Raw genomic sequence first — 12503 nt, forward strand, 5'->3', positions numbered from 1 at the left:
ATCGTTATAATGATAAGATGAACTTTTGAATTAAAATCAATAACGAGGATTTATGAGTAAAGTATTTGAGTTAGTTTGTCCATTTTCTCCCGCAGGAGATCAACCACAAGCGATTGCTAAGTTAGTTGATGGCATTGAGTCAGGATTGGCATATCAAACCTTATTAGGGGTGACTGGCTCAGGTAAAACCTTTACTTTGGCAAATACCATCGCTCAATTAAATAAACCGACTCTTATTTTAGCGCCTAATAAAACGCTTGCCGCGCAATTGTACGGTGAAATGAAAGCTTTCTTTCCAAACAACGCTGTTGAATATTTTGTTTCATATTATGATTACTACCAGCCAGAAGCTTATGTCCCAAGTTCAGATTCCTTCATAGAAAAAGATGCTGCTGTTAATGCGCATATTGAACAGATGCGTTTATCGGCAACAAAAGCCTTATTAGAGCGTGATGATGTTGTCTTAGTCGCTTCCGTTTCTGCTATTTACGGTTTGGGTGACCCACAATTGTATCTTAAAATGATGTTGCATATTAGTGTCGGTGAAATGATTTCTAGCAGAGATATTTTACAACGTTTAGTCGATATTCAATATACACGCAATGAAACAGAGTTAAGCCGAGGCACCTTTCGTGTCCGTGGTGAAGTCATTGATATTTTCCCAGCGGACTCTGAAAAACAAGCTGTTCGTGTGGAATTATTTGATGACGAAGTCGAAGCGATTAGCATTTTCGACCCATTGACGGGTCAACAAATAGAAAAACTCTCACGTACCACTATCTTCCCTAAAACACACTATGTAACACCCAAAGAGCAAATCCTAAAGGCGATAGATGGTATTAAAGAAGAGTTACAGGATAGAAAGAAAACGTTTTTAGCTGAAAATAAACTCATTGAAGAGCAACGGATTTCGCAACGTACTTTATATGATTTAGAGATGATGAATGAACTCGGTTATTGTTCGGGTATTGAAAATTATTCTCGTTATTTATCCAGTCGTGGAGTAGGAGAAGCTCCACCTACTTTGTTTGATTACCTACCTAATGATGGGTTATTGATAATTGATGAAAGCCACGTTACGGTTCCACAAATTGGTGCTATGTATAAAGGTGATCGGTCACGTAAAGAAAATTTGGTAAATTATGGTTTTCGTTTACCTTCTGCGTTAGATAATCGTCCATTAATGTTTGAAGAGTTTGAGAAGTTAGCACCACAAACTATTTATGTGTCGGCGACTCCAAGTGATTATGAGATTAATAAATCACAGGGAGATATTATTAGGCAGGTGATACGCCCCACGGGATTATTAGATCCAATCATCGAAGTTCGTCCGGTAACTACACAGGTAGATGACCTGTTATCTGAAATTAATATTCGCGTTGCAAAAAGTGAACGTGTATTAGTTACTACCTTAACAAAACGTATGGCAGAGGACTTAACTGAATATCTGAATGAACATGGCATTAAAGTGCGTTATTTGCATTCAGATGTTGATACGGTGGAACGAGTTGAGATCATACGCGATTTACGTTTAGGTATATTCGACGTATTAATTGGTATCAACTTATTGCGCGAAGGTTTGGATATTCCTGAAGTTTCTTTAGTGGCTATTTTAGATGCGGATAAAGAAGGATTTTTACGTTCGGAGCGCTCGTTAATTCAAACTATGGGTAGGGCTGCACGTAATTTAGAGGGGCGAGCTATTTTATATGCGGATAGAATTACTGATTCTATGCGTAAAGCCATTAAAGTCACAGAAGATAGACGAATATTGCAGGATGATTTTAATAAAGCCAATGGTATTGAGCCTAAAGGTCTGTCAAAAGAAGTCAATGATGTGATGCAGTTAGGGCAAAAACCACAACCTAGAAGTAATATTACACCGCTTAATGTAGCTGAGAATGGGGTTTTGTATCAATCCAAGAAACCACTTCGTACAGAGCAAGATATCTTAAAAGAGATTGCCAAGCTTGAGAAAGAAATGTTCGCTTTTGCCAAAGCATTAGAGTTTGAAAAGGCGGCACAGTTGCGCGATCAAGTGTCCAAATTACATGAGCAACTTCTATCTGTAGGGTAAACACTGATAGCTGTTTATATTTATAGCCAGAATCTAGTCGCTCATGTCTTGCAGATTTTGTTTCTTCAATGGTAACGAGTATCAATTATCTAGTTCCACATAATTAATGCTCAATTCTTTTTTCTAATTGGTACTAATAAAATGTGATACACCTCATTAATATAGATGAAGGTGAACAAGCAGGCAGTGCATGACCTCTCATTAGCATAAAAGTAGACTGCAACAGTAAAAATGACCATTATACTTAAAATAATAAGTCATACTTATAAGTGATCAAAATGGACTGACATTTTTTAGTTGAATCCAAGAATGGTAAATTAATGATAGAAACTGAAGAATATGGATATCGCCGCACTACACTGCGGGTTTTACTCGTTGTAACCATTTTTGCAGCAAGTTTTTTTGCTGTGACTAATTGGCTCGCAGGGTTTCATCTTTTTTCAATTATCGAAGCAATTATTGCGAGCTTTTGGAGTTGGATATTAGTTATTAGTAAGACAACACAATATTTACAGAGATGGTCTTTTGTCTATTTATGTACTTTTTACTTCCTAGTCATATATGGAATTATGATCACTAATTTTAAGGCCGGGCTATTCTCATGGCTGTTTATTTTCCCCATTCTCTCTTATCTACTGTTAGGGCTCAAAGCAGGAACAGTGATCACCTTTGTTAGTGTTTCTGGCGGCTTAGCAGCGCTAGGTCAATTAGTGTGGGCAAGTGATACCGAAGCACACTGGATTGTTATAGGTAATGTTGGGTTTACGCTTGCTGCAATTTGGTCAATGGTTTATGTATACGAAGCTAAACGTGAAGAGGTTGTTAAATACTTGAAGGAGCAAGCAAGGAAAGATCCTTTAACTGGTTTACTCAATGTACGGGACTTGAATGGTATTCTCACCAGCACATTACAAATAGCGGAGCGGCATTCACAACCTGTGACCTTGGTATACATTGATATTAATGATTTTAAGCAGATTAATGATGCGCAAGGGCATCAAAAAGGCAATGAAATTTTGCTTGCAGTGGCAAAAGCTATAAAAAAAATGACGCGTGTAGAGGATCAAGCATTTAGATACGGTGGAGATGAATTTTGCATTATTTTCCCTAATTGTGTTGAACAACAAGTAGAGCAAACCTTTGGAATACGACTAGCTAATGAAGTACATGAAAATTTAGATAAATTGACCATGAGCATTGGTTATGCTCAGACGGGCCCTACTAATTTTTGTTCTCCTGATTCCCTTATCCATAAAGCAGATAAAAACATGTATTTAGTTAAGTCAACTTCCAAAATAAATATTTAACTTGGAAGCTGGCTGAATAAATACGCGGATATATTGTTAAGTAATTATTTTGCAATTACTTTATGTCGCATACTTGAATGAGCGATGACAACAATCATTATTGCGATATAAAATTAATGATGTCACTAGATTCATATAACCATTGTGTTTCACCGCTGGCATGCTCGATGCGTAAACATGGTACTTGTTTTTTACCGCCACCTTGAATTAAATCATTACGATGTTGAGTTTGCTGTTGGATATTTCTGTGCTCTATATCCAACCCTAATTTTTGTATCGCTTTACGTGTCATTGCACAATATGGGCAAGCATCGTAATGATAAAGAGACAGAGATTTTACTGGTGTTTTTGATAATGTCATTTTGCTTCCTTAAAGTGGAACTGGTTGTTATAAAACTTAATTTTACTGATTCATTTTGCTGATTGATATTTGTAAATTGAAGTGAATTATAAACAATGAATTAGTGTTGGTAGCGACCGATCGTCTAAATATCCCCCCCATTAGTCCATATCGTTGATTTACAGATAAATGTTCACAAAGCCAATTCCTTGGTTTTGAATTCACTATCAATCTGCTTATCAGACTGCTTTTGACATTTCCTTACCGTGCAAGGAAGTTAGTTTTTTTAATAACATATCACCAGCAATATAAATAACGATAGCCCCTACAGGCGGATTAATGGTTGTGAATAACCACCAGTTCGAATGCCAATACCAGGTGCCAAGCTGCGTACCGACAATTTCTAGATATAAGACCAATAGACTCATTATTAGATATAAAATAGCGTAGTTTTTGCGCTGCAGCAGATAAAAAAACAATAGCGCTAAACAGGCGCTTAGGGTGTCGCTGAGCACTATCGATACGGTCAAAAATAATAGAATGAAAAAGGGCACTAAGACCATTTTAATTTTGTGTTCATTTTTCTGGATTAATTTTACGTTACTGATTAATAAACCAGTGATATAGATTACAGCATGGCCAAAGGGTACGTATAGGGGAATGCCATCATTCCTATAATTATACATATCAAGCCATAGACAACAGATCAGCTCACCAAGCCATGATAAAGGCACCATGATGATCATTAGTTTTTTTAGTGATGTATTGACTTTAATAAAAAGAAAAGCCCATAAGCTCATAATTATGATTGATGTAAAGAGCTTATTATCAAAGTTAGTACCTTGTATCAATGTAGAATCTAACATCAATGCAGGGATCCATATCAAGATAAGTAATGAGTAGGTAGCATATTTATTTAGTAGCATTAATTAATACTTTTAATGAAGAAGTTTTTTAGGTTGATCAATTAAACAGCATTTTGACAAAGACATTATCATTTGCAAGATTTCTCTATATTATACTGCTATGTAAATCCTATGTAGAGTTCATAACATTTCTAAGCAGGGTAACTATCACACTGTTTCAATACTAAGCTAATGGTGTTAGTTGATGCTGTTTGGCAATGGCATTTGCAACCTGTATTAATCGATTTTTTATTGCTTGTTCAATACCTTCATTTATTTTTACTAAGTCTGCAATTGTAATCAAGGCTTGCGTATTTAGGTTATTACCTTGGTGTTGATAAGCAATGCCAGTATCGACCACCCAATGTTCTGTAGTCAGCTGTTTTTCTTCTATTGTCTTTACTAGCATAAAATTAATGGACAAAATAATCCTTTCATCTTCATACCAATTTGCCTTTAAAGCTTGAAAGTTGATCCACATTTCTAATTTCTTTATTAAAGGTGTTAGCGCACTAGAAAATGTCTGGTCGGCGACGACTGTGATAGGAAGTGAATTATACATTATGTAGATCATCTATTATTAGGGGCAGGAGTTGGCCTATTAACCTGATCCTGCCTAACGTTATTAGAATCTTGCTGCGGTACTTTTACAGTACTACACGATGCTGTTAGCGACTGCAGTATACGTATCAACACTTTGCTTAAAGCACGGAAAACCCTTCTTTTTCTAATAGCTCAATCAAAGAGATAAGTGGAAGCCCAATTAAACTATTTGGATCTTTCCCTTCAAATCGACTAAATAAGCTAATACCAAAACCTTCACTTTTGAAACTTCCTGCACAATTATAAGGTTGCTCTTTGTTAAGGTAATTAGTGATCATTGCATCTGATAAATCACGAAAATAGACGTCGAAAGGTTCAACTAAAGAGTGTACTTGTCCCGTTTTGCTATTAACTACCGCTAATCCAGTATAAAAAGTAACGTGTTGACCACTGGCTGCTTTTAATTGTTTAAATGCATTTTCAAAGTTACCGGGTTTACCTAAGATTTTACCGTCGTTTAAACACACTTGATCTGAACCTATGATTAAGGCGTCTGGAAATTCGCTAACAACTGCTTGAGCCTTTGCTATCGCCAATCTTTCTACTAATTGGATTGCCGTTTCTCCAGGTAATTCCTCTTCGTTTACGTGTGGGTTAGCTGTTGAAAAGTCTAGATGTAGCTTTGTTAATAGCTCTTTTCTAAACGGTGAAGTCGATGCTAACACTAGCTTCTGTGGCATAATAAACCTTACTTAAGTGGAAAAATGAGTTTATTTTAAGGACTGTGAAAGAATAAAGCGATAGCTGAATAAAAACTTAAGAAAAATAACGCTTTTTCTTTGACTATATTGAACTCTATCTATATTATTCGCGACCATGCAAAAGGTTAAACTACCGATTAGCGTTGATTCTGTTCGCGCTGCTAATAATAGACTGGAGCTAGTTGCTAGCCTCGATAAGTCTTTATTAAGCAGATTAGGAGAGTCAACAAACAGTATTCACTCTGATATCGATACTGCTTTTTCGTTTGATGTGGACCAGCAAAAGCTGAGAATATTCAAAGGTAAAGCAAGTGTCGCAGTAGAACTCACTTGTCAACGGTGCAATGAGCCTATGACTTATCAGTGTGAAGCTGAATTTACGTATTGTCCCGTTCTTAATAAAGAACAGGAAAATAATTTACCAGACGTTTATGAACCCATTTATTACGATGAAAATGGGGAGGTAAACCTTCATCAAATAGTTGAAGATGAGCTGTTATTAACACTTCCGCAAATTGCAAAACATGCAATAGCAGAATGTAAATATGGCAACTACGAAAGTAGCTTTGGCGAAATTGAGGAAGAGCAAGAACGTCCTAACCCATTTGATGCTCTAGCGAAGCTAAAGCTCAAGTAACTAGCAGGAATTTTTAAAATGGCAGTACAAAAAAGTCGTAAGACTCCTTCAAAACGCGGTATGCGTCGTTCACATGATGCACTAAGTGCACCTACTTTAACTGTTGATAGTACTTCTGGTGAAACTCACCGTCGTCATCACGTTACTGCTGACGGCTTCTACAAAGGCAAAAAAGTAATCGAAAAGTAAGTTATTACTTTGCGTAACTTTACCATTGCGCTTGATGCCATGGGGGGTGATTTTGGCCCCCATATTTCTTTATCTGCAAGTTCAAAATCCCTACAGTTACACCCAAATTTGTTCATTACTATCATTGGTGATGCCCAACAAATAACTCCTCTATTAAAAAAATATCAGCTACTTAATCACAAGAGAATAAAGTTTGTACACGCACCAGAAACCATATCAATGGAAGATGATCCTGTTTCTGTTTTACGTCATCGTTCTCAATCTTCAATGCTCGTTGCGTTACAATTAGTGGCTAAGGGAGAGGCAGATGCTTGTGTCAGCGCAGGTAATACTGGCGCATTAATGTTACTAGCTAAGCATACCTTAAAAACATTAGAGGGTATTTCAAGACCCGCTTTAGTCTCTGCACTACCAAATAATCGTGGTGGTCACAGTTACTTAATGGATTTAGGTGCAAATTTGCAATGTGGGTGTGATACTCTGTTTAATTTTGCATTGATGGGCAGCGTACTTTGTGAACAAGTTGAGCAATTAAATGCTCCATCGGTTTCATTACTAAATGTTGGACGCGAAAGCAATAAAGGTAATGAAACGATTAAACAATGTGCAGAGATGTTGTCTGCTACTGAGTTTATTAATTACATCGGTTATATCGAAGCCAATGAACTATTCGACGGACGTGCAGATGTCGTTGTGACGGATGGGTTCAGTGGTAATATCGCGCTTAAAAGTTATGAAGGCATGGGACGTGTTTTTTTTGCACGATTACAGCAAGCGATAAATTCAACTTGGTATAGCCGTTTATTGGGTAAAGTATTGAATCCAATAATAAAAAACCAATTAAAAAATTTGCATCCAGATCTGTATAATGGAGCAAGTTTAATCGGATTACGTGGCATTGTTGTAAAAAGTCATGGAAGTGCAAATGAAAGTGCATTTTTCTATGCAATAGAACAAGCCATTAAAGAAATTCAATGGCAGATACCTGCTTGTATTAGCGCAAGGTTGGAATCTGTCCTAGCAGAGCGAGATTGTTTATCACATGAATAGCAAAATTATAGGTACGGGTAGTTATTTACCAACAGCAGTGCGCACCAACCAGGATTTAGAAAAAATGGTTGATACCAGTGATGAATGGATCACTGTACGTACTGGCATTAAAGAACGTCGCATTGCTAATGAGCAAGAAACAATCGCTTTCATGGGCAAGAAAGCTAGTGATCTAGCGTTAGAGGCGGCTGGTATGAGTGCGTCGGATTTAGATTTAATTATTGTGGCAACCACAAGTAACCATAATGCATTCCCTTCAGCAGCTTGTGAAGTGCAAAATTTATTAGGTATCTATGATATACCTGCCTTTGACGTTGCAGCTGCCTGTGCTGGATTTACTTATGCCTTAAGCGTTGCAGATAATTTCATTAAAGCCGGCGGAGCCAAAAACGTACTCGTGATTGGTGCAGATACATTGGCGAGTACTTGTGATCCAGAAGATCGCAGTACTATTATTCTATTTGGTGATGGTGCCGGTGCAGCCGTGCTAACAGCAACGGAAGAACCTGGTATTTTATCGACTCATATCAATGCCGATGGTCGTTTTGGTGATTTACTCAAACTGCCAAATGTTGGCCGCGATAAAAATGCATTATTAAGTAATTCATATTTAACGATGGCGGGCAATGAAGTATTTAAAGTAGCAGTTAAAAAACTAAGCCAAGTGGTTGTTGATACTTTAGCCGCTAATAATATTGAAAAAGAAAAACTAGACTGGTTAGTACCGCATCAAGCGAACCTTCGTATTATCGCAGCAACGGCAAAAAAATTAGAGATGTCTATGGATCAAGTTATTTTAGCACTTGATAAGCAAGGCAACACTTCTGCAGCATCTGTACCACTTGCTTTGGATGAAGGGGTAAGAAGTGGCAAAATTAAACCAGGCCATTTAGTGTTATTAGAAGCATTTGGTGGTGGTTTTACTTGGGGTAGTGCATTGGTTGTTATGTAATTAACTTTACTAGTTACTAACACTATTAACTTCCAAGTTTCATTTTAAAAATTGTTAATACAAAATTTAGGAATAAAGATGACAAACTTTACATTCGCCTTTCCTGGTCAAGGCTCACAAAGTGTGGGCATGTTGGCTGATTTAGCGGCAACCTATCCTGTTGTTGTTGATACGTTTAAAGAAGCAAGTGCAACGTTGGGTTATGACCTGTGGGCATTAACCCAAGAAGGTCCTGCTGAGTTGTTAAACCAAACAGATAAAACACAACCAGCATTATTGGCTGCATCTGTAGCAATTTGGCGTGTATGGGCAGAAGTTGGCGGTGAGTTACCAACAACAATTGCTGGCCATAGTTTAGGTGAATATTCTGCATTAGTGTGTGCTGGTGTGATTGATTTTAATGATGCCCTTAAATTAGTTGAGTTACGTGGTCAATTAATGCAACAAGCTGTACCAGCTGGTGTTGGTGCAATGTATGCGATCATCGGTTTAGGTGATGCAGAAATAAAAGCGGCTTGTGAACAAGCTGCGCAAGGCGAAGTTGTTTCTCCTGTCAATTTTAACTCACCAGGACAAGTTGTTATCGCTGGTAACAAAGATGCAGTAGAGCGTGCCGGTATATTGTGTAAGGAAGCAGGTGCTAAACGCGCATTACCATTACCTGTTTCTGTACCCTCTCATTGTGCATTGATGAAACCTGCTGCCGATGAATTAGCCGTTGCACTGCGTTCTATTACATTTAATACACCGAAAATTTCAGTGATTAATAATGTTGATGTCGCGATTGAAACTGAAGCTAACAAAATCAAAGATGCGTTAGTGCGCCAACTATATTGTCCTGTACGCTGGACTGATATTGTAGTGAAAATGGCCGCCCAAGGCATTAATCTACAAGTGGAAGCTGGCCCTGGCAAAGTGTTAAGTGGTTTGGTTCGTCGTATTGAAAAAGGTGTTGCTGCGCAAGCTATCAATGATTCAGCAAGTTTAGACGCTGCATTAGCTGCAGTTAAAGGAGAATAAGAATGAGTATGCAAGATCAAGTTGTTTTAGTCACTGGTGCAAGCCGTGGTATCGGTCGTGCTATTGCCGAAAGCTTTGTTGCATTAGGTGCAACTGTATTAGGAACCGCGACGAGTGAAAGTGGCGCAGCTGCAATCAGTGAATATTTAGGTGATGCGGGTAAAGGTTTTGTCTTGAACGTCACAGAAAACGAGTCTATTGAAGCATTATTTGCTGACATTAAGAAAGAGTTTGGTACTGTTGATGTGTTAGTGAACAATGCTGGTATCACTCGTGACAACCTATTGATGCGTATGAAAGATGCAGAGTGGGATGACATCATTGGTACTAACTTAACGCCTATCTTTAAATTGAGCAAAGCGGCGCTTCGTCCCATGATGAAAAAGCGTGCTGGTCGCATTATTAATGTAGGCTCTGTAGTCGGTACGATGGGTAATGCTGGTCAAACTAACTATGCAGCAGCGAAAGCGGGCGTAATTGGCTTTACTAAATCATTAGCTCGTGAAGTGGCAAGCCGTGGTATTACTGTTAATACAGTAGCACCTGGTTTCATTGAAACTGATATGACTAAAGCATTAAACGAAGAGCAACGTGCCAATACTTTAGCAAACGTACCAGCTGGTCGTTTAGGTGATCCGAAAGAGATTGCTGCAACTGTTGTATTTTTAGCCTCTGAAGGTGCGGCTTACATTAATGGTGAAACAATTCACGTTAATGGCGGCATGTACATGGTCTAATTTTTGACTTGTTGAGTTATCAAATTAACCTGAAAAAGATAGATATTCTATAATTTATTGATTAAAGTCGTAAAATACTGGTCTAACCAGTGATAGAATACTTGAATATTAAACGCGATAGAATAAACTACCGCAACTTAACGCAAAAGCGTAATTACAAAGGAAGATAAAAAATGAGCAATATCGAAGAACGCGTAAAAAACATCATCGTTGAACAATTAGGTGTTCAACTTGACGAAGTTAAAAACGAAGCTTCTTTCGTTGACGATCTTGGTGCTGATTCACTAGACACAGTTGAGCTTGTAATGGCTCTTGAAGAAGAATTCGATACAGAGATCCCAGATGACGAAGCAGAGAAAATCACGACTGTTCAATCTGCTATTGATTACGTTGTTAACAACGGTTAATTCTTCACTTTAAAGTGTAGTTAATTTCTAAAGGCGGTCTTCTGACCGCCTTTTGTTTTTTATAGTTTGAATCCAATCATTTTCTTTAGCAATACCTAAGTATTTTATTTAAAGTTTTTAGTTATTGTTTTTAAAGCCTCATTTAGGAGAGTCTAGTGTCAAAGCGTCGAGTTGTAGTAACCGGTTTAGGTATGATATCGCCAGTAGGTAATACAGTAGAGCAATCGTGGCAGGCCATTCAAGCTGGTCAAAGTGGGATCTCAAATATTGAGCACTTTGATACAGAGAAGTTTTCTACTAAATTCGCTGGTTTAATTCGAGACTTTAATGTCGAAGAATACATGCCAAAGAAAGAAGCACGTAAGATGGACCTATTTATTCAATACGGTGTAGCAGCTGCTGATCAAGCAATCAAGGATTCAGGTTTAATCATTAATGATGATAACGCTGAACGCATTGGTGTTGCTATTGGTTCTGGTATTGGTGGTCTTGGTATCATTGAACAAAACAAAGATAATTTTGCAAAAAGTGGCCCTCGTAAAATTAGTCCATTTTTTGTCCCAGCGACAATTATTAATATGATTTCAGGTCATGTTTCTATTAATAATGGACTGAAAGGTCCGAACATTGCGGTGACAACGGCCTGCACAACGGGTACGCATAGTATCGGTTTAGGTGCTCGCATGATCCAATACGGTGATGCAGATGTAATGATTGTAGGCGGCGCTGAAAAAGCATCGACTGAAATGGGCATGGGTGGTTTTGGTGCCGCACGTGCATTATCGACACGTAACGATTCGCCAGAAACTGCAAGTCGCCCGTGGGATGAGTCTCGTGACGGTTTTGTATTAGGTGACGGCGCTGGTGTGTTAGTGATTGAAGAATACGAACACGCAAAAGCACGCGGTGCAAAAATTTATGCTGAGTTTGTTGGTTTTGGTATGAGTGGTGATGCTTATCACATGACTTCACCACCAGAAAGTGGTGCAGGCGCTGCGTTAGCAATGAAAAATGCGATTAAAGACGCGGGTATTAACGCTGCAGATATTCAATATATTAATGCACATGGCACTTCAACACCTGCTGGTGATATTGCTGAAACACAAGCTGTTAAAGGTATATGGGGAGAAGATGCAAAATCAGTAATGATGAGCTCTACTAAATCCATGACTGGGCATTTATTAGGCGCTGCTGGTGCAATTGAAGCTATTTTCAGTGTACTTGCAATTAAAGATCAAGTCGCTCCACCTACTATCAATCTTAAAAACCCAAGTGAAGGTTGTGATTTAGATTACGTAACAGATGGTAAAGCGCGTCCTTCGAATATAGAGTATGCACTATCGAATTCATTTGGATTTGGTGGAACAAATGGTACGTTAATCTTTAAACGTATCTAGTTTTACGCATTACCTATAAAATGAAAACCCGATATTGACTCGGGTTTTTTTATGTCTAAATTTTACATCGCTAAAGTCGCTTATTTTCAGTACAAGTGACTTGTATTGAGCACAAGTGCTTTCTTATTAGCTTTGTTTAACCCTGTATTAGCAATTACTTTAAAATAGGTGGCAGTAAGCT

Annotated in this window: 14 protein-coding genes; 10 read left to right on the forward strand and 4 right to left on the reverse strand. The window is 38.0% G+C overall.

Annotated elements, in window-relative coordinates; translation table 11 throughout:
- Nucleotides 1-52 precede the first annotated feature (52 nt).
- A complete protein-coding gene (gene uvrB / locus H592_RS0117965; protein ID WP_028869998.1) occupies nt 53-2077 on the forward strand; it encodes an excinuclease ABC subunit UvrB in 2025 nt (674 codons plus the stop codon).
- Between the two features lie 320 nt (nt 2078-2397).
- A complete protein-coding gene (locus H592_RS23420; RefSeq protein ID WP_051369251.1) occupies nt 2398-3384 on the forward strand; it encodes a GGDEF domain-containing protein in 987 nt (328 codons plus the stop codon).
- 97 nt (nt 3385-3481) lie between these two features.
- Here the strand turns inward: H592_RS23420 and H592_RS22750 are convergent, their stop codons facing one another.
- The 4 genes from H592_RS22750 to H592_RS0117990 all read right to left on the reverse strand — a co-directional run bounded on the left by H592_RS22750 (nt 3482) and on the right by H592_RS0117990 (nt 5912).
- Nucleotides 3482-3745 carry a glutaredoxin family protein gene (locus H592_RS22750; protein ID WP_051369252.1) on the reverse strand — a complete coding sequence of 88 codons (264 nt, stop codon included), beginning with the start codon at nt 3743-3745 and terminating at the stop codon, nt 3482-3484.
- A gap of 218 nt (nt 3746-3963) precedes the next feature.
- Nucleotides 3964-4650 (reverse strand): hypothetical protein, encoded by a 687-nt coding sequence (locus tag H592_RS0117980; RefSeq protein WP_028869999.1) that lies wholly within the window; start codon nt 4648-4650, stop codon nt 3964-3966.
- Between the two features lie 163 nt (nt 4651-4813).
- Nucleotides 4814-5191 (reverse strand): hypothetical protein, encoded by a 378-nt coding sequence (locus H592_RS0117985; RefSeq protein ID WP_028870000.1) that lies wholly within the window; start codon nt 5189-5191, stop codon nt 4814-4816.
- Between the two features lie 139 nt (nt 5192-5330).
- The gene (locus tag H592_RS0117990; protein ID WP_028870001.1) at nt 5331-5912 is read right to left on the reverse strand and encodes a Maf family protein; all 582 of its coding nucleotides are present in this window, start codon (nt 5910-5912) and stop codon (nt 5331-5333) included.
- Between the two features lie 136 nt (nt 5913-6048).
- Between H592_RS0117990 and yceD the strand changes: the two genes are divergently transcribed.
- The 8 genes from yceD (at nt 6049) to fabF (ending at nt 12322) form a co-directional block, all read left to right on the forward strand.
- Complete coding sequence (gene yceD, locus H592_RS0117995; protein ID WP_028870002.1) at nt 6049-6570, forward strand: 23S rRNA accumulation protein YceD; 522 nt, start codon at nt 6049-6051, stop codon at nt 6568-6570.
- 18 nt (nt 6571-6588) lie between these two features.
- A complete protein-coding gene (rpmF, locus tag H592_RS0118000) occupies nt 6589-6759 on the forward strand; it encodes a 50S ribosomal protein L32 (RefSeq protein ID WP_025562454.1) in 171 nt (56 codons plus the stop codon).
- A gap of 9 nt (nt 6760-6768) precedes the next feature.
- Complete coding sequence (plsX, locus tag H592_RS0118005; protein ID WP_028870003.1) at nt 6769-7809, forward strand: phosphate acyltransferase PlsX; 1041 nt, start codon at nt 6769-6771, stop codon at nt 7807-7809.
- Nucleotides 7802-8761: a beta-ketoacyl-ACP synthase III gene (locus tag H592_RS0118010; RefSeq protein WP_028870004.1), complete on the forward strand. Its 960-nt coding sequence runs from the start codon at nt 7802-7804 to the stop codon at nt 8759-8761. The genes plsX and H592_RS0118010 overlap by 8 nt, the downstream gene beginning before the upstream one ends.
- A 78-nt stretch (nt 8762-8839) precedes the next feature.
- Nucleotides 8840-9781, forward strand: a complete 942-nt coding sequence (fabD, locus tag H592_RS0118015; RefSeq protein WP_028870005.1) for an ACP S-malonyltransferase — start codon at nt 8840-8842, stop codon at nt 9779-9781.
- Nucleotides 9782-9783: 2 nt separating this feature from the next.
- Entirely contained in the window at nt 9784-10518 is a 735-nt protein-coding gene (fabG, locus tag H592_RS0118020) for a 3-oxoacyl-ACP reductase FabG (RefSeq protein WP_028870006.1), read from the forward strand.
- 173 nt (nt 10519-10691) lie between these two features.
- On the forward strand, nt 10692-10925 hold the full coding sequence (acpP, locus tag H592_RS0118025; RefSeq protein WP_025562459.1) for an acyl carrier protein: 234 nt from the start codon (nt 10692-10694) through the stop codon (nt 10923-10925).
- 155 nt (nt 10926-11080) lie between these two features.
- A complete protein-coding gene (fabF, locus tag H592_RS0118030; protein ID WP_028870007.1) occupies nt 11081-12322 on the forward strand; it encodes a beta-ketoacyl-ACP synthase II in 1242 nt (413 codons plus the stop codon).
- Nucleotides 12323-12503 lie beyond the last annotated feature (181 nt).

Source organism: Psychromonas arctica DSM 14288, from assembly GCF_000482725.1.
Lineage (GTDB): Bacteria > Pseudomonadota > Gammaproteobacteria > Enterobacterales > Psychromonadaceae > Psychromonas > Psychromonas arctica.